The sequence below is a fragment of the Kocuria sp. KKT182 genome, from assembly GCF_055635395.1.
On sequence record NZ_JBVMVZ010000002.1, the window covers coordinates 1 to 21018 of the forward strand.

29 protein-coding genes are annotated in these 21018 nt (G+C 67.2%); 9 read left to right on the top strand and 20 right to left on the bottom strand.

Annotated elements, in window-relative coordinates; all coding sequences use genetic code 11:
• The 3 genes from ACZ2G1_RS18145 (at position 1) to ACZ2G1_RS18155 (ending at position 1372) form a co-directional block, all read left to right on the top strand.
• The gene (locus tag ACZ2G1_RS18145; RefSeq protein ID WP_470377812.1) at positions 1-222 is read left to right on the top strand and encodes a hypothetical protein; all 222 of its coding nucleotides are present in this window, start codon (positions 1-3) and stop codon (positions 220-222) included.
• Positions 223-300: 78 nt separating this feature from the next.
• A complete protein-coding gene (locus ACZ2G1_RS18150) occupies positions 301-801 on the top strand; it encodes a hypothetical protein (RefSeq protein ID WP_470377813.1) in 501 nt (166 codons plus the stop codon).
• A 10-nt stretch (positions 802-811) separates the two neighbouring features.
• A complete protein-coding gene (locus ACZ2G1_RS18155) occupies positions 812-1372 on the top strand; it encodes a hypothetical protein (protein WP_470377814.1) in 561 nt (186 codons plus the stop codon).
• A 67-nt stretch (positions 1373-1439) separates the two neighbouring features.
• Here ACZ2G1_RS18155 and ACZ2G1_RS18160 read toward each other — a convergent pair whose 3' ends face one another.
• The 8 genes from ACZ2G1_RS18160 to ACZ2G1_RS18195 form a co-directional block, all read right to left on the bottom strand.
• Positions 1440-1850 (bottom strand): hypothetical protein, encoded by a 411-nt coding sequence (locus ACZ2G1_RS18160; protein WP_470377815.1) that lies wholly within the window; start codon positions 1848-1850, stop codon positions 1440-1442.
• Between the two features lie 255 nt (positions 1851-2105).
• Positions 2106-2456 (bottom strand): hypothetical protein, encoded by a 351-nt coding sequence (locus tag ACZ2G1_RS18165; RefSeq protein ID WP_470377816.1) that lies wholly within the window; start codon positions 2454-2456, stop codon positions 2106-2108.
• 559 nt (positions 2457-3015) lie between these two features.
• Entirely contained in the window at positions 3016-4623 is a 1608-nt protein-coding gene (locus ACZ2G1_RS18170; RefSeq protein WP_470377817.1) for a hypothetical protein, read from the bottom strand.
• On the bottom strand, positions 4620-5243 hold the full coding sequence (locus ACZ2G1_RS18175; protein WP_470377818.1) for an ABC transporter ATP-binding protein: 624 nt from the start codon (positions 5241-5243) through the stop codon (positions 4620-4622). Before ACZ2G1_RS18175 ends, ACZ2G1_RS18170 begins: the two co-directional genes overlap by 4 nt.
• 171 nt (positions 5244-5414) lie before the next feature.
• On the bottom strand, positions 5415-5774 hold the full coding sequence (locus ACZ2G1_RS18180) for a hypothetical protein (RefSeq protein ID WP_470377819.1): 360 nt from the start codon (positions 5772-5774) through the stop codon (positions 5415-5417).
• Between the two features lie 133 nt (positions 5775-5907).
• On the bottom strand, positions 5908-6390 hold the full coding sequence (locus ACZ2G1_RS18185) for a hypothetical protein (protein ID WP_062737243.1): 483 nt from the start codon (positions 6388-6390) through the stop codon (positions 5908-5910).
• A 185-nt stretch (positions 6391-6575) separates the two neighbouring features.
• Entirely contained in the window at positions 6576-7193 is a 618-nt protein-coding gene (locus ACZ2G1_RS18190; RefSeq protein ID WP_470377820.1) for a hypothetical protein, read from the bottom strand.
• Between the two features lie 162 nt (positions 7194-7355).
• The gene (locus ACZ2G1_RS18195; protein WP_470377821.1) at positions 7356-7781 is read right to left on the bottom strand and encodes a hypothetical protein; all 426 of its coding nucleotides are present in this window, start codon (positions 7779-7781) and stop codon (positions 7356-7358) included.
• Positions 7782-8027: 246 nt separating this feature from the next.
• Between ACZ2G1_RS18195 and ACZ2G1_RS18200 the strand changes: the two genes are divergently transcribed.
• On the top strand, positions 8028-8411 hold the full coding sequence (locus tag ACZ2G1_RS18200; RefSeq protein ID WP_470377822.1) for a hypothetical protein: 384 nt from the start codon (positions 8028-8030) through the stop codon (positions 8409-8411).
• A 114-nt stretch (positions 8412-8525) separates the two neighbouring features.
• Here ACZ2G1_RS18200 and ACZ2G1_RS18205 read toward each other — a convergent pair whose 3' ends face one another.
• The 6 genes from ACZ2G1_RS18205 to ACZ2G1_RS18230 all read right to left on the bottom strand — a co-directional run bounded on the left by ACZ2G1_RS18205 (position 8526) and on the right by ACZ2G1_RS18230 (position 11269).
• A complete protein-coding gene (locus ACZ2G1_RS18205) occupies positions 8526-8990 on the bottom strand; it encodes a hypothetical protein (protein WP_470377823.1) in 465 nt (154 codons plus the stop codon).
• A 138-nt stretch (positions 8991-9128) separates the two neighbouring features.
• Positions 9129-9362 carry a hypothetical protein gene (locus ACZ2G1_RS18210; RefSeq protein ID WP_470377824.1) on the bottom strand — a complete coding sequence of 78 codons (234 nt, stop codon included), beginning with the start codon at positions 9360-9362 and terminating at the stop codon, positions 9129-9131.
• Between the two features lie 43 nt (positions 9363-9405).
• The gene (locus tag ACZ2G1_RS18215) at positions 9406-9945 is read right to left on the bottom strand and encodes a hypothetical protein (protein WP_470377825.1); all 540 of its coding nucleotides are present in this window, start codon (positions 9943-9945) and stop codon (positions 9406-9408) included.
• A 100-nt stretch (positions 9946-10045) separates the two neighbouring features.
• A complete protein-coding gene (locus ACZ2G1_RS18220) occupies positions 10046-10390 on the bottom strand; it encodes a hypothetical protein (protein ID WP_470377826.1) in 345 nt (114 codons plus the stop codon).
• 51 nt (positions 10391-10441) lie between these two features.
• On the bottom strand, positions 10442-10891 hold the full coding sequence (locus ACZ2G1_RS18225) for a hypothetical protein (protein ID WP_470377827.1): 450 nt from the start codon (positions 10889-10891) through the stop codon (positions 10442-10444).
• A 54-nt stretch (positions 10892-10945) separates the two neighbouring features.
• Positions 10946-11269 (bottom strand): hypothetical protein, encoded by a 324-nt coding sequence (locus ACZ2G1_RS18230; protein WP_470377828.1) that lies wholly within the window; start codon positions 11267-11269, stop codon positions 10946-10948.
• 282 nt (positions 11270-11551) lie between these two features.
• On the opposite strand from ACZ2G1_RS18230, the gene ACZ2G1_RS18235 reads away from it, so the two are divergent.
• A complete protein-coding gene (locus tag ACZ2G1_RS18235; protein ID WP_470377829.1) occupies positions 11552-12775 on the top strand; it encodes an IS110 family RNA-guided transposase in 1224 nt (407 codons plus the stop codon).
• 81 nt (positions 12776-12856) lie between these two features.
• Here ACZ2G1_RS18235 and ACZ2G1_RS18240 read toward each other — a convergent pair whose 3' ends face one another.
• Positions 12857-13228, bottom strand: a complete 372-nt coding sequence (locus tag ACZ2G1_RS18240) for a hypothetical protein (RefSeq protein WP_470377830.1) — start codon at positions 13226-13228, stop codon at positions 12857-12859.
• A gap of 52 nt (positions 13229-13280) precedes the next feature.
• Positions 13281-14531 carry an IS256 family transposase gene (locus ACZ2G1_RS18245; RefSeq protein ID WP_470377889.1) on the bottom strand — a complete coding sequence of 417 codons (1251 nt, stop codon included), beginning with the start codon at positions 14529-14531 and terminating at the stop codon, positions 13281-13283.
• A 780-nt stretch (positions 14532-15311) separates the two neighbouring features.
• Here ACZ2G1_RS18245 and ACZ2G1_RS18250 point away from each other — a divergent pair.
• Together ACZ2G1_RS18250 and ACZ2G1_RS18255 are read left to right on the top strand one after the other, a co-directional pair.
• Positions 15312-16034 (top strand): lysostaphin resistance A-like protein, encoded by a 723-nt coding sequence (locus ACZ2G1_RS18250; protein ID WP_470377831.1) that lies wholly within the window; start codon positions 15312-15314, stop codon positions 16032-16034.
• A gap of 229 nt (positions 16035-16263) precedes the next feature.
• Positions 16264-16668 (top strand): MmcQ/YjbR family DNA-binding protein, encoded by a 405-nt coding sequence (locus ACZ2G1_RS18255; protein ID WP_470377832.1) that lies wholly within the window; start codon positions 16264-16266, stop codon positions 16666-16668.
• Positions 16669-16792: 124 nt separating this feature from the next.
• Here the strand turns inward: ACZ2G1_RS18255 and ACZ2G1_RS18260 are convergent, their stop codons facing one another.
• Both ACZ2G1_RS18260 and ACZ2G1_RS18265 read right to left on the bottom strand, forming a co-directional pair.
• Positions 16793-17383 (bottom strand): recombinase family protein, encoded by a 591-nt coding sequence (locus ACZ2G1_RS18260; protein ID WP_470377833.1) that lies wholly within the window; start codon positions 17381-17383, stop codon positions 16793-16795.
• Between the two features lie 215 nt (positions 17384-17598).
• Complete coding sequence (locus ACZ2G1_RS18265; RefSeq protein WP_470377834.1) at positions 17599-17946, bottom strand: hypothetical protein; 348 nt, start codon at positions 17944-17946, stop codon at positions 17599-17601.
• A 324-nt stretch (positions 17947-18270) separates the two neighbouring features.
• Between ACZ2G1_RS18265 and ACZ2G1_RS18270 the strand changes: the two genes are divergently transcribed.
• Positions 18271-18762 (top strand): DUF6416 domain-containing protein, encoded by a 492-nt coding sequence (locus ACZ2G1_RS18270; protein ID WP_470377835.1) that lies wholly within the window; start codon positions 18271-18273, stop codon positions 18760-18762.
• Positions 18763-18976: 214 nt separating this feature from the next.
• On the opposite strand, the gene ACZ2G1_RS18275 is transcribed toward ACZ2G1_RS18270, so the two are convergent.
• Complete coding sequence (locus ACZ2G1_RS18275; protein WP_470377836.1) at positions 18977-19384, bottom strand: hypothetical protein; 408 nt, start codon at positions 19382-19384, stop codon at positions 18977-18979.
• A gap of 83 nt (positions 19385-19467) precedes the next feature.
• Positions 19468-20232: a tetratricopeptide repeat protein gene (locus ACZ2G1_RS18280; protein ID WP_470377837.1), complete on the bottom strand. Its 765-nt coding sequence runs from the start codon at positions 20230-20232 to the stop codon at positions 19468-19470.
• A 558-nt stretch (positions 20233-20790) separates the two neighbouring features.
• On the opposite strand from ACZ2G1_RS18280, the gene ACZ2G1_RS18285 reads away from it, so the two are divergent.
• The gene (locus tag ACZ2G1_RS18285) at positions 20791-21006 is read left to right on the top strand and encodes a hypothetical protein (RefSeq protein ID WP_470377838.1); all 216 of its coding nucleotides are present in this window, start codon (positions 20791-20793) and stop codon (positions 21004-21006) included.
• The last annotated feature ends 12 nt before the right edge of the window (positions 21007-21018 follow it).

Genomic DNA, 21018 nt, shown 5'->3' on the forward strand with positions numbered 1-21018 from the left:
ATGTTCACCGATCTCGCCGCACCGCCCGGCGTCCTGGCCGCGTCCGGGATCAATCCCACTCCTGGTGACTGGGGTCTGCCCCTGTTGGCTCTCCTCTTTCCTCTGGTCATGTTTGTGATCTCGTTGCTGATCTTCTACTGGGTGGTGCGCAAAGGCGTGACCGCCGGCATCAGGGACTACGTGCGCAAGCACGGCGACCACCCCGGCAATCGGCGACCGTAGACCCCCCAGAAGACGCCTGCCCCCCAGGTCCGCGTATCGAGCGAGGACCTCGTCGCCGTCCAGGAAGGAACCCGTCCCGTGGATGCCCCAGCTCAGATGCCCACCCGGCCCTGGGCCGGTGCCCTCCGGTGGATCGGGCATTTCCTGGTGCGCTGGGCGCCGATCATGGTGGCCCTCCAGGTGAGCTTCGAGGTGCTGCTGCGCACCGACTGGTTCCTCCGGAACCCTCACCTCGACCCCGGACAGGCCGCCACCTTGGTCGCCTTCCTCCCGGCCGGGCTCTGGGCGGTGGCCGACGGATACCGCCTGGTGCCCACCGGACAGGCCGTAGCACTCTGGGCCGTCGTCGGTGCTGCGATGGTGCTCGCCGCGCATCTTTACACCGCGGTGCTCGGTGTCACCCAGGGCATGACCCTGACCGTGGTGGAAACAGCCCGATGGGCCACCGCAGCCCTGGACCTCGCAGTGCTGCACGCCGTGCCCGCCGGAATGCTCGTGCTGCTGGGGGCAGGCCTGCACCACCTCCGGAGCACGCGAGCCACCCGCTGGTCCACGACCACCACCGAGGGCGGCCGGTAGCGTGAACAGCATGGACGACCGCCCCCGACCCGCACACGAAGAGTCCTCACAGATCGACACCGCCCCGGCCCCCACCGTCGGCCAGGTCCTGGCCCGCACCGTGCCCGCCGCCGCGATCCTCGTCCTCGCGATGCCGGTGGCGCTGCGGTGGTTGCTGGACACCTCCACCGGTGCACTGCGCACCCCGTGGTGGCCGGCGCTGCTGCTCGGTCTCCTGGCCCTGTTCCATCTCCTGGCTCGACTCGCCCGCGCCCCGCGGCCCACTGGCCTGCCGCCGGTGTCCGCGGAGCGGGTTCGCAACGCGCTGGTCTCCGCCGCCCGGACCGGTGCTGTGCCCTCGGAACCGCGAGTCCGCGCCGCCGCCGGCGTCACCGCCTGCCAACGGGTCGAGGCCGCCGCCTACGCCGTGGCCGCCACGACCGGGGTGCTGGTCGCCTCGCTGCTCGTGCCGCAGCCGGCCTGGACCGTCTTCGCCGTCGTCGCCGGGATCCTGGCGGTCATCCACGTTCTCCGCGCCCGGCACCCCTGGGCCTACCTGCGCGCGGCCCACCACGACGACCACACCAACTAACGAACCTCTTCTGCAGCAAGACGAGAGGGTGAGTGCTGGCAGGGTTCTGCTCTACAGATGCAGTCGCTCAGGTACCGGTGACTTCCAGCTCCGGTGTGAGCCGCGTCCAGCCGGCCGTCGTTTCCTCCGGCAAGCCCTCCGGGTCGAACCTCGTCTTGACCCCGCTCGGACCCATCGTGCCCAGCGGCCCCGCAGTGCCGCATCCCACGACCCAGTTCTCCGGGGCCTGAGGCTCGTAGGTCAACAAACAATCGCCCTCAGTGGTGGAAACGAAGGCGTAGAACTCATGCCCATCGTGTGTGGCCAGTAACCGGGACGTACTGGTGTCCCAGTTCTCCCTATCGACGGCGATGTCTTCTGGAAGAACATCGGATTCCGTCTGCTCGCCCTCGTAGAGGTCACGGGTGGATTCGGCGCACCCGGACAGGCTCAAAGCTACGCAGACCGCCAGCGTGGTGAAGGTGCCATACCTGTGCATGCGTCGTCCTCGCCTCGGGTCCACGGGCGGCCAAGAGCCGTTCTCCCACCCTAGAACCGGGTGCATCCGAGAAACATGAACGCCGCACGACCTCGAGGATGGCGAACGCGCCAGCGCCGCATCATGTGCCTGCCCCACCTAATCCCCCAGCAAGCTCCTCCGGCGTCCTCGCCCGCGTTGGAACCCTCCCTGCAACCCGCCGCGCCTGGTTCAGCGTGAGTTCGTGCGCGGATGCCGGAATATGGGCGAGGAATTCTAGGCGGTTTCCGGGTCGGCGGGGTCAATCGTGGGGGTCCCTGCAAGGGTGGAGGGGGTTGGTGGCGGCAGTGCTGCACTCAGGTGCGGGGCGATACGTACCAGTTGGGCGAGATAGCCGTGGACGTCCAGCTCGGTCAACGCGGCAGGGACCCGGGCCTTGGCCGTGCTGGCGCGGGCGGCGAGGCCAGCCACAGCCAGGGTGTGTTCGGGACGGGTGCGGGTCACCGCGCGCAGCACGCGACGGGCCTCCGGACTCAGCCGGGTATCGGCGCCGGCTTGGTGGATCAGGGCCTCCAGGGCCGGGCGCAGTGCTGCGAAGGCCGCCGCCCGGGACAGCGGATCCCTCACGGGACTCGCCCACCTGGAGTACGTTCCGGCAAGGTACCCATCGTTCATGAGGACCGCCTCAACCGGGACAGCTGCCGGCACGTGGTCGTTGTGCTGCCACAGCGCCGGAGGGATGGTCAGGGGTGCCGTGTGGGGCCGCCGGCCCGGCGGCAGAAGAGTCCGCCCCCCGACGACGGGACCCCAGGCCCCAGGTCTTCTGCCGCCAGGACGGCGGCCATTCGACCGGTCGGCAGCGGGTCAGCCCCCCGGCTGAGCACTGCGACACGGTCCACGCTGGGTGGCCCAGCCCCCCGACTGAGCACCGTGCGCGATACCTCAACCGTACCGACCAGTAGACAAAAGATCGACTTTCATCATGTCCCCATTTCCGCTGGCGGAACGCCCCATCGTGCTCGCGAGGCGTTTCCGGTCCGCGTCGTTCACCCGGGGGCAGCTCCCGGCGGCTCATGCGGCAGGGGGTCACTGCTGTGGTGCTGGCCCGGCGGACACCAACTCCTATCGCACTTCGTGAGCCTGGTAGGTGTGGTGGGGCTCGGTCGTAGCCCTCACAATTTGGGCCTCAGTGTTTCCGGTCGGTGCTGATCGCCAGGGCCACGGCGGTGGCCGTCACAGCAAGGGCGGCTGTCAGGGCCGCCGGCCAGGCGGCCGGATGGAGCAGGGCGGTGGCGGGTGTCGCGAGCAGGGCGGGCACCAGGATGAGTCCCCGGCTGTAGCCGATCAGCTGGGCTACGGGCACCGGCCCCAGGGGGGTGTCGATCGGAGGCTGGGTGTGGTCCGGTTCCGGGCCGAGGGCACGGTAGGGGCCGACCGCACCGATACCAGCACCTGCCACGGCTCCGAGCAGCACCGGCACCGCCCAGCTGGTGCCGACCGCGAGCCCGGCCAGCAGTGCCACGGCGGCCAGGACCGCCGCATTGAGCGCGCACGGGACCACCAGGTGCATCAGGGCGGCTGCGGTGGCCCCGATCGGCAGGTGCCGTTCGGCGGCGGCCCCGGCGCGCAGATCACCCAGATAGGCCGTGCCGCGGCCCAACCCCCGGTATCCCACCACCAGCAGCGCAGCCCAGCCGGCGAGCACCACGGTGTGGGAGAAGGCGGCCAGCAGCACCACGGTCAGCCCGAGGTCCACGGCCAGTCCGGCCCGCCACCGGCTGGTCCGCAGGGCCGTGAGCGAGGCGAACAGCACCACCGTGCGCGGCCCCGACACCCAGCCCGGTGTGCTCCCCGACAGTCCCCGCACCCCGGTCACCGTGGCGGGGGCCAGCGCGGCGGTCAGGTCCTGGGTCGAGAGCAGGGACACGGCGTTGCTCAGGTGCCGGGTCCGCGCTCCGGACGCCCGTAACTGCACCCCGTCCAGGCCGCGGGCCCACCGCAGCGCCCAGACCCAGAACAGCCCGGCCACTACCACCAGTAATCCTGCGACCCCCACGACCCACAGGGGCGGCACGAGGACATTCCACCGGCCGGTGGCCCCGTCCCGGGTCCCAGCCAACACGACCAGCACAGCCCCCAGCACCAGGAACCAGCCCGCCCAGGGGCGGGACCGCAGCGAGTCCGGCACCCCGCCGGCGGTCTGGGCCCAGACAGAGACCCCGACCGCACTGACCCCCAGACCGGCCCAGCACACCAGCTGCGCCATTGCCTGCCACCACGGCGCGCCCCGCCCGGCTGCCGGCCCGGCACCCGACAGCAGCAACAGCCCGGTGCCACCGAACACCGCCCCGGCCACCGCCGCCACCCACAGCATCCGGTGCACACTGCGGATCGGTTCCTGCGCCCCGGCCCCGGGCAGCGGCCACACCCACACCGCCCGCTCCGGGGACACCCCCACCGGCCCCAGCCCGCGCAACAGGTCCACGGCACCGACCCAGGCCACCCCGAGCAACACCGCGCCTCCGAGCACCGGCGCCCCGGCCCCCACCCAAGCGGCCGCCGGGCGGTGCAGTACCCCGCCGGGGGAACCGGCCGCCATCAGATCCCCCAACGAGGCACCGAGACCCAGGACTCCGGCGACCGCCCAGGCCACCAGCACCACCGTGACGAAGAGCCCGGTGTAGACGTCGACGAACCGATCCGCACCTCGAGCCCGGCCCTGGGCCTGGGCTGCTCGCAGGAACACTACGATCTCGGCGGGCTCGGCAGGCTTCAGGCCGGCACCGCCCGTCACGACTGGTCCTCCCGCTGCGGCTCAGCCGTAATCGGTGGCAGGGCACCGTCGGAGTCGAGGCTCAGCACGGTGGTGCCCACCGTGTCCGCCAGCGGCGCGTCGTGGGTGGCGATGAGCAACCCCGCCCCTGCCTGCCGGGCGGTGACCAGACGGTCGGCCAAACGGGCACGCATCAGAGTGTCCAGGCGCTGTTCGGGCTCATCGAGCACCAGCAGCTCGAACGGGCGGATCAGGGCCGCGGCCAGCAGCGCCCGCCGACGCTGGCCTGAGGACAGAGCGAACGGCGAGGCGTCCACCCGGTCCTGTAGCCCGAACTCGACCACCGCCTCAGCGGCCACGACCGGCGCATCGGCCACCCCGTGACCGCGCAGCACCAGTTCCAAGTGATGCCCCACCGACACCCCGGGCAAGAACGCGTCCTCGTCGAACAGGCAGCTCACCGCCCGGCGGTAGGCCAGCGAGTTCTCCACCACCGGCCCGCCCTTCAGCCACCGCTCCCCGCTCACCGGAGCCTGCTGGCCCACGGCCGTGCGCAGCAGCGTGGACTTGCCCGCCCCATTGGCCCCGCGCAGCACCACCGCCTCCCCCGGCCCCACCTCGAAGCTGACCCCAGCGGTCACCGGCACCCCGGCATAACCACACACCAGCTCACGAACGGACAAAACAGGGGCGCAACTCACGGACAAGAGCCTTTCAACGGCAACACGGCCACCCCATTCTTCCCCGATGCCACCACCCGCAGATCCCCCGCCGGCCGGACATCCGCCACCGCCACGACCGAACACCAACCCTTAGTGCTCCACCGGACAAGCGGCGGGTGGGTCCTCGTCGGTGAACGTGAACATGACGGTCATCACCGGCCCCAAGGGGTCCTCGGGGTCCGTGGGCACCAGGGCCGCCCGCAGCCGGGCCGGCAGGTCGAGGATCGGTTCCTCCCACGGGATGAACCCTTCCCGGGTGCCATGGACGTAGGTGCCGACACGGATCTTGCCCTGTCCATGAAGCCCCACGATGTAGTCGATGGCGTTTTCCTCGCTGGCGGGCAGGCCGTAGGTGGTGGCATCGTCGATCACGTTGGCGACCATCACCCAGTCGATCTCGTTGCGCTCCCGCAGCAGACGCTCAAGCCCTGCATAGTCCGGGCTGCCCATCGCGCTTCCTTTCTCCAGCGTGCCCGTGGTCCCTGTCCCTGAGGTCGCGGGGCCAGGCCTGTCGCCCCACCGCGACGACACGACGCCAGCGGTCGCCGGTACGATCACCGGGCTCCCAAGCGCTGTCAGAGGCTCACGGGATCCGGACCTCGCAGGTCTGACCGGTTGGTGTCCCGTCCAGGGTGAACTGGAGTCGAAGGATCCCGGCCGCTTCCGGGTGCTGGGGCACGAACTCCCAGGTCGCCTCCCATTCGGTGCCGTCCCCGGCCGCCTGCCCGGCGATCAGTCGGTACTCGGTGCCGGCCTCATCCGTAAGCACCACCCCGACCCGGTCCAGAACGGAGAACCCCGGCATGAGCGGCACCGGCTCCTTCCCCCGCCTTCCGCCATCTTCCCGCTGGGCCCAGGCCAGGCGGGCGGCCTGGAACTGCCCATCCCGGCGCATGGTCTCGGCGCCGCGCACCGCGGCGAGACTGATCCGCACACCGTGGACATCCGGTGGCTCCTGCGCGTGGGCAGACAGCTCGGCGGCGAGATCGATGCCAGCGAAACGCACATCGATCCCGTCGCTGGTGGCGATCACCAGATCGGCAGGAGCAGACACGATGGATCCCATGCCACCACCGTAGAGACATCAACAGGTCTCAGGCTCTCACGCCACGCGCCCTCGCTCTGCACGGGTCAGCCGAATTTGAGAAGCACCGCAAGCGACCACCGGACACTGCCCCGCGCCCGGGCACGAACCCCTACTGCAGCGTCCTTGGGTCTAAGCCGGTGCGGCGCCTTCTCGGCCGCAGAGAGCTACAGAGCGGCGGCGGGGCGTTGTAGATCGACTGGTGCGGATTTGTCGGCCTTGCGGGTCGATCGGAACAGCAGGCCAGCGGTGATGCCGCAGGCCAGTGCGCTCAGTCCCAGCCAGAAGGTGCCGGCACCGGTCGGGAAGAGATCCGTGGTGAAGTTCTTCCCCGGGTGCCCGTCACCGGAGGAGTAGTGGCAGACCAGAGTCGGGGGAAGGAAGGTCCATTCCCCCTCGTAGCCCACGGTGGGATCAGCGTGGTACGGAGACACGTCGGCTCGAGCGCAGGCTCGGTCCGCACCATCGTGGCCGAGGCTCACGACCGAGAACTGGTTGGACACCAGGACGGCCACAGCACCCATCAGGACCACCGCGTTCAGCCACAACCAGGCCCGGGTCGGGCGGGTGCCTTGCCGTGCAACCGCGCCGGGCCGGCGGCTCCGCAGGATCCCTCGGGCCAGTGCCAGCAGCACGATCAGGGCGAGCAGGACCGCGCCCAGCACCAGACTTGTTTCGTTCACAAAGTCCGGGGCTTGGAGCAGCGCGAACGGCACCAGGAGCCCGCCGGCCACCACCAGGGCGCACCCGAGGACCGGGCCACTGGAAGGTCTGAGCTTCGACATGCGCGCTCCGGAATCTTGATCATGTATTACCGGCATCCTGACACGGATGCCGCACTCGAGCCCGTGGCGCCGCACACGCGACGTGCGCGAACGAACCCCTAACCCACCGTGCAGAGAGCGGTCACGGCCGTGCAAGCGTCAGCTTTCCAGTGGACCGGGCGCCTAAGTGTGATCCGCACGGACAGCGGCCGTGGTTTTGCGATCCCGGACCGCGAGGACCGTTCCACCCAGGAGGCCCACGATCGCCCCGTAGGGAGCCAGGAACAGGGCGTAGAAGAACCACGCCGGGTCGAGGATGACGTTCAAGACCAGGAACGGCAGCAGCAGCGCTGCGCCGGCGACGGCCATGAACGCGATGCGCACCCCCGTAGACAGCCCGTAGTCGGCCCCGGCCTTCCAGCACGGTCCCCACGCCAGCTGGGTCCACACCAGCCCGACCGTTCCCAGCACCGCCCAGTACCCGGCCCAGGTCACCCATCCGATGCCGTCCACTGACAGGACACCGGTGTAGGCCAGTGCCACCATTGCGGTCAGTGCTTGGAACACCAGGTAGGTGCTCAGCGGATGCACGCGAAGGGCTCGTCTCACCAGGCATCACCTTTCAACCGGGGCTCCCACCGTAGGCACAGAACCTCCGGGACCGTCGTCAGGGCGCGTCTCGCGACCACCGCGAGGGAAACCCTTGCCGAGGCATCCGAGAGCTGGGGTCTGTACAGGCTTACCGCTTCGGCAGAGCAACCAGGGAAGCGGATGCTCAGGGCCTAAGCTCCAGCCATGAACGCCCCTGCGCCGGACTCTGTCCTACCGGGCACCTCAAGCACCTCGAAACCCGGCATGCAGAGCAGCGACTGGCTCTTCATCACCTGGTTCATTGCCATCGCCGCCTCCTTGCTCTGGGTGCTCAACCAAGTCGTACATATGGTGACAGTCAGGGAAGGCCCGCAGTACGTCTGCGCGAGAGATGCAGTACCAGACAGCGCTCGAGCACTGGGTGCATCAAGCCAAGGAATGGTCTCCGGTGAAAGTACGTTCTTCCCGCCCACGTTCGTCTGTGCCTATCCCGCACAGGCGGACCCGCAGTCCATGGTTTACGTGGACATGTACCCCACCGGGCCCTGGATCTTCTGGGCCTCCCTGTCAGTCTTCGCCCTGACGACTGTGCTTGCCATCCTCCTTCGGCACCGAGCGCGGCGGAAGCACGGAGGCGAAAACCACTGAGGAGGGCAGGAAAGCACTTCTTCATCTGCCGGTCCGGTCTACTGGGGAACCCCTACTGCAATGAAGAGTCTCGACCCGCTCCAAGCCCTCGGCCCTGCCGGTTCGGACTTCCGGTCACTTCGCCGGGTCGAGCTCCGTGTCACGCTCGTGGAGGTAGACACCCATGGTGAGCATGGCGATGAACTCGAGAGCGAACACGGCGAAGGTCCACTCACCCTGGGTGACGCCGAAGAAGACCGCGACTGGGATGAAGATGAACAGTTTCATCGCGTCGCTGGTGATCATGGACCGTCCGCGGGCTCGCGGGGTGTCGATGTAGCCGTGCCCGGGGTAGAACATGTGCCCCTCCACGTGGTCCGGGTCAGCTTCTTCGTGGGCCATCTGCTCGGCCCAGTCGCGCCGGCGGCGGGCGTAGTGGAACATGCTGATCACCGTGATGACGTACATCAGGGTGGTGAGCCCGGTGACGAAGAGGATGATCATCTGCTCGTCCCCGCCGGTGTTCACAGCAGCGCCTCCGCCGACGGCCAGAGGTATCAGCCACAGCGTCAGCAGCACCTTGTCGACCCTGGTCAGCATCGTCCCCCTCCCCCAGTCATGGCCTGCGGCAACGGCATCCTGGCACGACAGCACACCCCACCTGTCTGACCCCTCATCCGGGGCGTGGCTCGGCCTTCGCAGCGCTCGAACGGCCCGCAGTGTCGTCCGTACTGATGGTCAAGGTCGCCGCCGAGATCGGTCGCGGTTTTGGCGCTTCTGCTCGTTCTTCACTTGCCACCAGCCGATCAAGCCGACGATTAGGCTGCAGGAAGCACTGAGAGTTGCCCACCACGCGCGCGCAGAGCCTGTAGCGATGGCATTTGTCAGAGTGATCACCACAATGACGGCGATCGCGACCGTGATGATCTGGATGAAGTGAAGCTTCGAGCGGGGCATGGTTTTCTGTGCCACCTGGTTGTGATGGGCGGGTTGTCGAGAAGCAGAGACCGTTGGTTCAGCGCACGTGGTCCAGCTCGCGGATCAACGCCTCCGGGTCGGCCACGTCGAAGAATCCCATTCCTTGCGCGGAACCGAAGGCGAAGAAGTCCATTCCCGTGTTGAGGTAAGCGGTATGGCGGCCGCCTCCGAAGATGACCGTGGCATGCCGGTTGTCACGAGAGCGGTTGACGCGGACGGGGACGTTCTTCACCGGGGTGTCGTCGAAGGACCGTTCGCTGGTCGACACGATGGCCCGCGAATCGGTGAGCCCGTAGACCGTCTTCAGCTTGCGGTGCTTCTTGTAGATAAAGCGGCCGACGATGAAGTACAGGCCCACCAGCACGAACGGGATGCCCCACAGGGCGAAGAAGAGGGACTCGGTGTTGGTGACGGCCTGCCATTCCCAGACGATTGCGAAGCCGCCCCACATGAGGCTGAAGGGCACCAGGAAGAGGTCCATCGGCGCGAAGCGCACCTGGGGGTCGGGGTGCCCGACCCAGCGCAGCTGTTCGCCCGGTCGAAGGAGGGGACGAAGCCGGTTCCGCGCATCACTCATGACCTGGAGTCTTCCACCGGAACGCGACACGCAGCGGCGACCCGCGGGGTCCTTCCTTCGACACTTCGCCCCACACGAACGGTAGAGGGTGGCTCGAGGATCAGCACGTTTCCTCCCCTGGCGCTGCGGGATCCGACGCCTTGGGGCGGCCGGCGAACCAGCTGATCAGCCCGATCAGCACGGCGAAGACGAACACCAGCGGTGACAGCGACCCGGGCACCTCGTCTCCGCGGGCCACGGCGCTGAGAACCGAGACGAGCAGGTACCCACCGGTGATGAACACCGTGGAGGTGATCTGCCGCCGCTTCGTCGCCTGGGGCGGATGCCTCATGTCCCAGGCCACCAGGACAGGGCCAATGAGGAGGAACGCCGCGGCCAGCCACACCGCCCACCAGCCGACCTCGGGCGCTTTGTAGAGGGCCAGCACCAGCAACAGCGATGCCATGACCCCATCAAGATCGGTCCCCTCCAACGCGGTGACATGAATCCTCCGTCTCTACGACTTCCCGTCGCCCCGGGGACTGCCCTGTGGGGGCGGGGCTTCCCCAGTGCCGGAGCCCTGCTCATCGTTGTGCGGGTGGGTGGTTTCGGTGTGCTCTTCGTGCCACTGCTCCGCATGCCGGTCCGAGCGCTCCATCAAGAACGAGGCGATGGCGATACCGATGCCAGCACCCCAGCCGCCGTAGATGAAGTCGTCGCCGCGGCCCAACCACCCCGAGACCATGGACAAGAACCAGGTCAACCCGGTTACGGCCCCGCCGCTGATGAGCAGATGCCCCCAGGTGATTCTGTGGACCGCCAGCAGCAGACCGGTCCCCATCGACACCGCGCCGATCACGGCGGCCCACCCCAACGGCTCGCCTGCCACCAGTTGCACCACGCCCGGCACGAGAAAGGCCGCGGCGAGCACGGCCACGAACCAGCGCGCCATCGTCTTGCGTGCCATGCCGTGCTCCTCTCGCGACCTTCGGCCCAGCCTCCGGTCCAGGTGTCCGTCTACTCACAGTCCCCTCCCCGCTTGACCTTCCGCGAGCCCACCAGGGCTGGGGTCCGCCTCCGGGCTCGTTCCGCGGCGACGGTCGTATTCCTCGGCGGCCGTGATGACCTCCTGATGCTGATCCGTCGCAGACTGGCGCCGGCGGACATCGCGGATCTGCAGCAGGAAGGACAGCCCAATGGCCACCGCAGTCACCACGCCCAAGGCGCGGTCGAGGTCCCAGCCGCTCGCGACGCCAAGGGCGACCTGGGTGAGCAGCAGCAGTCCCGCCAGGCCGACGAACCACCACCGCCACCGCCCCGTCGACGACGTACTATAGGCCCCCACGATCCCCCTTAGATGTGTTGACTCTGCCCCCGTTACCTTCTTCGTAGCTCGTCCGTCCAGCAGGATGGAAGGGTGTTGGCCGGTCGGTCCTCGGCATGATCGTTTGCCCCCAGTCGTCGATGATCCGGGGGGTGTTGTCACCGAGGGCCGGTCCGGTGGTCACGGATCGCTGATAGAGGCACGACCTTGTTCTCGAGGGACCTTCGTAACGTGGATGCCGAGCGTGACCACCACCCGGCCGGCCGGCACGCGCCATGGGCCCACGTCGAGGAGGAGACCGCCATGGAAGATCAGCGTCCGGCCGTGTTCATCGGCCTCGACGTCGGCAAGTCCGACCATCACGCCGTGGCGGTGACGGCGGCCGGCAAGACGGTCCACGACAAGGCCCTGCCCAACGACGAGACCCGGCTGCAGGCCATCCTTGAAGAGCTGGCAGCCGCCCACGGGCCGGTGCTGATGGTGGTGGACCAGCCGGCCACGATCGGGGCCCTGCCGGTGGCCGTGGCCCAGGCGACGGAGGCAGTCACCGTGGCGTACCTGCCGGGCCTGGCCATGCGGCGGATCGCGGACCTGCACCCGGGTACTGCGAAGACCGACGCCCGCGACGCCCTGATCATCGCCGAGGCAGCCCGCACCATGCCGCACACCCTGCGCAACATCCGGGTCGACGAGGAACAGATCGCCGAGCTGGCGGTGCTGGCCGGCTTCGACGACGATCTCGCCGCCCAGATCACCGCAACCTCCAACCGGCTGCGGGGCATGCTCACCCAGATCCACCCCGCACTGGAACGGGTGCTGGGACCGAGGGTGACCCATCCTGCGGTGGCCGATCTGTTCACCCGATACCCGACCCCCGCCAAGCTGGCCGCCGCCGGGCGGGGCCACGTGCGGGCCCGACTGCGCAAGCATGCCCCGCGGCTGGCCGAGTCGTTGACCGAGGAGGTCTTCACCGCCTTGGGGCAGCAGTCCGTGGTGGTGGCCGGCACCGAGGCCGCCGCGACCGTCGTACCGATCCTGGCCGGGCAGCTAGCTACCCTGATCCACCAGCGCGCCACGGTGGCCGCCCAGGTCGAGGCCCTCGTGGAGGCCCACCCTCTTTCCGAGGTCCTGACTTCGATGCCCGGCATCGGAGTCAGGACCGCCGCGAGGATCCTCACCGAGGTCGTCGGCAAGGACTTCGCCGACGCCGGCCACCTGGCTTCCTACGCCGGGATCGCCCCGGTCACCCGCCGATCCGGGACCTCGATCCGTGGCGAGCACGCCGCCAAGGGCGGCAACAAACGCCTGAAGCGGGCCCTGTTCCTCTCGGCCTTCGCCTCGCTCAGCCACGCCCCGTCGAGGGCCTACTACGATCGAAAACGAGCCCAGGGCAAACGCCACAACCAGGCGATCATCGCTCTGGCCCGACGACGGACCGACGTGCTCTTCGCGATGCTGCGCGACGGCACCCTGTACCAAGACCCCACCGAGCCTCAGACCTCGCCACCGGTGGCCCTGGCCGCTTGACGAAAACCATAGAGGCACCCCCCTGGGCCAACCACCGTTCACCCGTGGCCGCCCCAAAACGGAGGATGTGGTGCTGGCTAACTATCGGCCGGTGAACCAGGCACGGACCGGGGCCTTGAACGCGGTGATCAACCAGAGGATGTCCACGATCAGCACCGCCACGGTCAGAGCGATCAGTACCACCGCCCAGCCCCCGAAGAGCAGGGATCCGAGAACGCCGAACACGGTGCCGATGGCGCTGAGGATGGCCAGGATGATGCCGACGATCCGTGCCCAGTTCCGGCCCTTCTTCAGCCCGGTGTAGACCAGGGCGTAAAGGCCCACCGCGATCACCGCGGAGATGATCGTGCTCAGCACCGAACCACTCGCCTCCGCGGCCGCCAACTGGGCCTGCTCAGTGGTGAAACCCAGACGTTCGTAGGCCGCGGTCAGATCCACCGTGGAAGTCACCACCAGAGAGACCGGGACTGTCCGATAAACGGTGTGTGGGGCCCGGCGGTTTTCATCAGTGAGCGGTTCTCTCGAACCGCCCGGCGAAGGTGATCGCGAACGCGTTCAGCGCCGGCTTCCACCTCATCACCCAGCGTGCTCTACCGCCGCCGGTCGGATCAAGAGACCTGGTGACGAGGTAGAGGCACTTCAGCGCAGCAGCCTCGTTCGGGAAGTGCCCGCGCGCCCGCACCGCCCGCCGGTAGCGGGCGTTGATCGACTCGATCGCGTTCGTCGTGCAGATCACCCGGCGGATCTCCACGTCATACTCCAGGAACGGCACGAACTCCGCCCAGGAGGACTCCCACAGCTGCACGATCGCCGGATACCGCTGGCCCCACTCGGCCCTGAACTCGGCGAACCGGTCCTTTGCCGCTTGTTCTGAAGGCGCGGTGTAGACCGGCTTGAGCGCCTTGACGATGCCGTCGCGGTGCTGGCGGCCGGCGTAGCGGAAGCTGTTGCGGATCAGGTGCACGATGCACTGCTGGACGACGGCCTGCTCCCAGGTGGTGTTGATCGCCTCCGGCAGGCCCTTGAGCCCGTCGCAGACGGCGATGAGCACGTCCTCGACGCCCCGGTTCTTCAGCTCGGAGAAGACCTGCAGCCAGAACCGGGCGCCTTCGGCGCCGTCGCCGGCCCAGATCCCGAGGATGTCGCGTTCTCCGTGCACGGTCACGCCCATGACGACGTAGAACGGCGTGTTGCGCACCTGCCCGTCGCGGACCTTCACCACGATCGCATCGACGAAGAGCACCGGATAGAGCGGGTCCAGCGGGCGGGAGGACCACTCGGCCAGCTCACCGGCGACCTTCTCGGTGATCTTCGAGATGGTGTCTTTGGAGACCTTGGCCCCATAGACCTCCTCAAAGTGTGCCGCGATCTCCCCGGTGGTCAGGCCGCGGGCAGAGAGGGAGAGCACGATCTGATCAATCCCGTCCAGACGCCGCTTGCGCTTGGGCACGATCACCGGCTCGAAGGACCCATCCCGATCCCGTGGCACCTCAATCTGCACCGGGCCGATTTCGGTCAGCACGGTCTTCGGCCTCGTGCCGTTGCGCATGTTGGCCGCGATCGGCGTCTGCCCGTGGTCGTGACCGAGGTGTTCGGTCAGTTCGGCTTCCAGGGCGGTTTCCAGCACGTTCTTCGTCAGCTGGTTCAGCAGCCCGCCCGGGCCGACCAGGCTCACGCCCTGCTCCTTCGCCTGGGCAAGCAGCCGCTCGGCGAGGTCCTTCTGATCGATGATCTCTCCCGTCACGGGATCGATCATCATGCCTGTCATCTCGGTCGTGGACTCTGACACGGCCGTCTCCTTTCGGATCAGGCCGGACCCTCACACACCGTTGTTCTTACAGTCCCGAGAGACCACCAGGTTGAGCAAGTAGAGCCCGGCCGAGGCCAGCGTGAGCTTCAGCAGCCGGGCGTGCTGGGGCGGGGGCGCACCCCGATTCGCCCGCCCGTACTGGTCCTGGCCGGGGTGGTAGTAGGGCATCCCGGCCCCGGCCGTCCCACCCTGGGGATACGGGGGCTGGTCCGGGCTCTGCGGTGGTGGCGTGCTCATGGCGTGAACTCCTCAATGGTGATTTGGAACCGCCCCGGAAGAAGGAGCGCAGGGATGAGAGGTGCAAGTCGGATGCGCCCCAGCAACGGGCTAAACCCTCCCAGTATGTGCAGTAGTGAAGGACGAGGGAGGGGTCGAGCCTGTCCCTACTTCCGATGAAGACCACTCGCCTACCCAAAGGCCTCGCCTTTCACCGCCGACCCGAGCCTGTGGTCCACGACAGTCGCAAAGGGTGCGCTGGGGAGGGGGTGGTTTCGCGCCCTGGCGGCACTGCGCCTGGTTCCCTCGGGCCCTGCCGCATGGGAGCAACTACGACAGCTACGCGCCAGCAGGGAAGAGCCCCGCACACCGGTCACAACCGGGGCGCTGATGAGCTGGACGGTGGGCATCGTCCTTGTCTCGGTCGACTACCCCAGGGATGGGTTCGTGGTCGCGGTCCCCTTTTGTGCGCCAAGACCCACCCCCATACCGGGCCGTAACGTCGGGGCCATGACAGAGACCGTCCCAGCGTCCAGGCTTGGCCCGTCCCTGCCCTCTCCTCGAGGGGTCGATGTGGTGTGGTCGTCCCTGGCGGGGTTGGGCGGGATGCTCGTGGGCGGCCTGTTGGGAGTGCTGCCTGGGTTGTGGCTGGAGAATCTCGACCTTGTGCTGCTGGCCCTTCCGGCGGCGGTGCTCGGCAGCGCCGCCGGGCTGTGGCTGGGCTTGATGCGCCGTGGTTGGGGCTGGGCACAGCTGGGGTTCGTGTCCTCCCGCCGATCGGCATGGCATCTGTGCTGGCAAGTGCCCGTGGCCCTAATGGGCGTCTATAGCTGCTCGCGATTGTTCGCGGCGGCGGCCGGGTGGGTCTGGGTGGCCACCGACACCACCAGCGGAGGTGCCCTGACCCTGGCCATGACCGTCACCCCCTGGCTGCTTGTTGTGGTGAGCCTGTGCGTGGTGGTCCTGTTGCCAGCCGCGGAAGAAGTGATCTTCCGTCGGGTGTTACTGGGGTGGCTGCTCACCCGGATGCCGCAGGTCGTGGCCGTAGTGGTGGCCGCGATCCTTTTCGCTGCCATCCATCTGGTCTCGATCGCCGCGGTGTACCTGTTCTTCCTGGCCGTGGCCGCCAGCATGCTCTACCTGTGGCACCGCAGCCTGTGGGCACCATTGGCCCTGCACGCGGCCAACAACGCACTCGTGCTGGCACTGGTCGCACAGGCTTCCAACGGCTGATCCGAAGGCTCCCATCCTCGAAAGGGTCAGCACACCTCCGGCCAGTACAACCCCGCTCCCACTGGCGGGGCCCCTGGTGTAACGCTGCGGGTTGAGCAGAGCATTGAGATCCCTCCCCCGTCAGATGTGACACCCCAGGGGGACGCTCGGCGCGAGGACGGATACTGGTGATGAGACCGGGCAGAACAGGTGGTCACCGAGAGCCAGTGACCTGACAAGGAGAGTCAGCGTGGACGGGACGAGGCTTCAGGAGATCGCCATGCAGGTCGCCGCCACGTTGCCGGCCGTGTCCCGCACCTTTCCTTTTGGTCCCGACCACGATGTGTTCAAGGTCGTGGACAAGGTCTTCCTAATGACCACCGAAGCACCCGGAGAGCCGATCGTGACGCTCAAGTGCGAACCCCCGCACGCGGCGGCCTTGCGCCAGGAGTTCCCCACGATCACACCGGGTTACCACATGAACAAACAGCACTGGATTTCTCTGGCCTCCGGCCCCGGGATCACCCCGGAGCTGGTCGAGGAGCTGGTGCTCAACGCCTATGAGCTCGTCGTCGAAGGCCTCCTCCGCAGCCGGCGGCCACTGCTGCGCCACACCTATACGGGTGCGCAGCCGGCATCGACGGAGAGCGACTGATCCAACGCCCGCGCACAGCCCATGCCGCGTCGAAGGACCCCCGAGGCCAGTGCGGCGCTCATGATCCGCACGGCGCGAGGCCGACGAAGGGGGGCGCATCCCCTGATCCAGGGACAGGGCGTGCTCAGATCACCGGCATGGGCAATTCACGGATCCGCCGGTAGAGGGTGGCCCGGGACATGCCCAGGTCCCGGGCGACTTGGGTGGCCGGTTCCCCGCCGTCAATCAGGCGCAGGGCGTTGCGGATCTGGGAGTCGGTGAAGGTCTGGCGCCGCCCGCCGAGGTCCTTGCCGGCGGCCCGGCGTTTGGCCACCGAGTCGGTGATCCGCTCCCGTTTGATCTCCAGCTCCATCTGCGCCAACGCGGCCATGACGGTGAAGACCATCGATCCCATCGGGGTGGCGGTGTCCACGTCTCCCCCACCCAGATTGAGCACCCGCAGCCCGGCACCTCTGCCCCGCAGTGCTTCGGCGAAGGCCAGCATGTTCTGCGTCGATCGCCCCAACCGGTCCAATGTGGTGATGACCAACGTATCGCCCTCCTCGAGGGCGGCCACCGCCTTGTCAAAGGCGGGACGGGACGCACGCCCTCCAGACACTCCACTGTCGACATAGATGTCATCGCGCCGCACGCCGGCATTCAACAGGTCAGACACTTGACGGTCGGCGTCTTGCTGCCGTGTCGATACCCGGGCATACCCGATCAGCTTCCCCATGTCCACCCCATCTGTCTCGCAACCAACGTTGAGTATCGAATTCTAGAGGCATGGATAAAGCACAAGGATGTGAGACATGCCGGACCGCGCAAACTCGCGGGAGCAAATTTTCCGGACGAGACGTCTCGCATCCCATGACCTGCGAGACGAACCAACGCTCCGAAAGCCTCTAAGACTCGGTCTCACCCGCCGCCGAACCCCCACCAGAGACAGCGTCAGCCGGTGAACCGCTCATAGGCGCTCTGCCGGGAGGTGCTCAACGCCCACCCGACCCCGGCCCACGAGGCCCCGCTCCCCCGGGCGTCCTCCACGGCATCGTGCAGCGCCACGCCGGCCCCGCGTTCCAACAGGCGCAGGAACCGTACTCGCTCCAAGGCTCGGTCGGCGGCTTCATCGGTTTTGGCAGCCGCCCATGCATCGGCCGCCATGCGTAAGAACTGCGCCACCGCCACCCCATCACGGTCGTCCACCGGCACGGAATGATCAGCCAGAGCCGCCCCCAGCTCCCATGCCGCGTGCGGCGCCGTCACGCCCTGCTGTCCATCGCGCTCAAGCACGTCCACCCCCAAGGTGTCATGAAACCCTGACACTGTCAGGATCTCCTAACACTGCCACGGGGTCAAGCACTCCAAGCTGGCACCAGGGCGCGCATCCCCTCGTACTGGCTCGCGTCTGGCAGCTAAGTCGTCGCGCAACCCCTAGGACACGAGACAGGCTCGAAGGGCCCAGTAGCTGAGCCCATCGAGACTCCGCCGGTTGGGGCCCTGCGGCGGTGCAGTACGACACCACCGACGTCGAGGGAGGTTGCAACCTCCCTTGACTTTCGAAACACGAGAAGCCATGCTCAGGGCATCAACCTACGTTGCAACCTAGCTTGGAGAAGTCACATGCTCATTCCGATTACCGTCCATGTCCCTGACCACCGTGTTGATGAGTTTTACATCCGTTTTGGAGAATTCGTCGCCGACGTCCCTAACCCCGATGCGCCCACCCTGGTGCAGTCGGGGACCATCCCCTCCTGGGTTGAGACCGATGAAGCTCCAGCAATTGCCGCGACCTTATGGGATAAGATCTCGCCAAAGGGACATGTGGTTCTCCTTCACATGATCCGAGCGACTGGTGACGAGGTTGCGCATTTCCCTCCGGAGGAGATTGCCAAGGCCATCTCGCACCCGAAAGGCACGGCGGGCGTCGCAGGCGTTCTCGGAGGCGTGGGGAAGGCAATCCGCCGCGCGGGCCTTCCGATGTACACCACCCCTAGCGGCAAGCTTTGGCACTACATCTGGGGGTGGGACGGTGAGCGCTACTCTATGACACCGGAGGTCGCTCGGCTCTTGCGGAAAGCGCAGGAAACAGACAGCCATGAATGTGCCGCGTAACCCAAGCCTCGCGATACGCCGTCTCGCCTTTCGCCAGGTTTCACGCGCTTCAGCGACTCCCTGGCTGGCTCCGACTCGGCCATGCCGCCGCGGAAACCCGGTGTAATACGACGTCGACTGCATCATCGGGCTTGTGATGGCGCGGTCGTGTAGTCGACTTCGAAAAACGACGGCACCTTAGCGGCTTCGAACCGGTTTCGCGGGCGTTTGGGACTCAAATGATGGTTTTGGGACGAGCGTAGTGCTCGTGCACCTCGGTGGTGAGTTGGCTCAGAGCCTTCTCCTTCTGGGTCGCCGTCGGGTTCTCGGGCATCCGCCCGAGCTTGGCCGCGAGCTTGTAGAAGCCCCCGCCCAGATGGGAACTGCCTTTGTGCATGACCAGGGCTGTGAGCAGGATGCCGTGCTCGGCGTGGGTTTTTTCCGAGATCTCCACCAGCAGCTGCCCGATGGCGTCGCGGCCGGGTTGCTGGGAGAAGTCGAAGGGCGGGAGGTCGTTTTCCTCGGCGATGACGTGGTTCAGCGTGCTGTAGTCCGTCGTGCAGCGGGTCTTGGCAACCGTCACGAGATAGTACTCGGCGGATTCGCGGAGTTGTTCCCACTGCTCATCAGTGCGTCCGTACATGAGTTCACCTCTGGAGATTTTCGAAGGAGTTGGCCGACTTCTTGGTACGCGCCCCCGTGGGCCCAGGCATGCCCGTGATCCGATCAGGGGTGGGCGGTCTTGTGTTTGGCGGCCCAGTCATCGATGGTGCGGCGAACGTAACGGGTGCGCGGATGTTGGGGTCCCAGGGCGCGCTCCATGTCGGGGAGCAGGGCAGCGTAGAGCTCCTGGGCTCCAGCAGGGTCACCGGCCACCTCGGTGCAGGCTGCCAGGTACATCCGGGCGGAAAGAGTGTCGATGTGGTCCGGCCCCAGGACGCGCTCGGCGATGGGGATGAGGTCGAGGTAGAGGTCCCGGGCCCCGGCACGGTCGCCGGCCTGCCCGGTGAACGCGGCGAACTCACGTCTCATGTTCACCACGTCGCGGTGCTCGGTCCCCAGGGAACGCTCGGCGACAGGGATGAGCTCGGCATAGAGATTGCGAGCCGCTGCTGGGGCACCGGACCAGCCGGTGCAAGCGGCCCAGCGGCGCCGGACGTCGAGAGCACGCCGATGCTCCGGCCCCAAGATGCGTTCGACGTCCGGGACCAAGGCGGCGAACAACTCACGCGCCTGGGCGATGTCGCCCGCCTGCCAGGTCCAGTGCGCAAGGTGTCCGCGGGCCGTGACGACGTCGGGGTGGTCCCGACCGAGGACAGGGTCGCCAGCCAACTCATCCAGGCAGCGGCGTAGCTCCTGCATGCCCTCCCCCTGGCGGTATCCCAGGGCCAGGACTTCCTCGAGCTCCTGCGGAAGGCCCTCCGCGGCGGCGCCGGAGATGGATCTCGGAGCGCCGGCGGTAGTGGGATCAAAGCCGGACACAGTACTCACGGGGATCTCCTGGCACGGGGGACGTAGCAACGCTCCTTGTTTTACGACGACCCGCACCCGGACACCGACCCGCCACGCCCCACCGGGGAGGAGGTGGCGATAAATGACGGCGGGCACCATGCTGCCGATGGCGTGAGCGGGGGCCCGACCGAGAAGCAGACCAAGCAGTGCGCAGCTCGGCGCACTGCCGCCTCGAGAGTCCCGCGGCCGCCATTTATCTCTGTCAGAACGCCGCCATCTGTTTCCAACAGTCACATCCCTGGCCGTCTCACAACCAAAGCGCCTCACAACCCATAGGATGCGAGATCCCCACATGCCGTGTCTCGAGTGACCATCGCCTGGCCAACCTCACATGACCGCCCACCAAGTGCCTCTCTGCCTCGTATTCCAACCCGCGACAACACCCCAATCGTTATGCCAGGGGGTGGGATCATGAGACTCCTTTGCATACGCTATCCATACGGAGTATGTCAGGAGGTTGCCATGATATCCAACCGCTCTCCCCCCTCGGCACAAAAAACCCGCGACCTAAAATAGCTCGTTAGGAGATTTACCTTCATGGCAACCGGCTTCCAGAAGATTTCGGTAAACCTTTCTGATCAAGTGCTTGAAGCACTTCGTGGCATGGCGGCTTCAGACTCTGTAACCGTGACGGAAGTTCTTCGTCGCGCAATCAGCACTCACAAATTTATTGAGGATGCCCAGCGCGACGGAAAGTTAATTTATGTTCGAGATCCTGACACAAATGAAGCCGAAAGGGTTGTTTTTCGTTAAACAAGAAAGGCT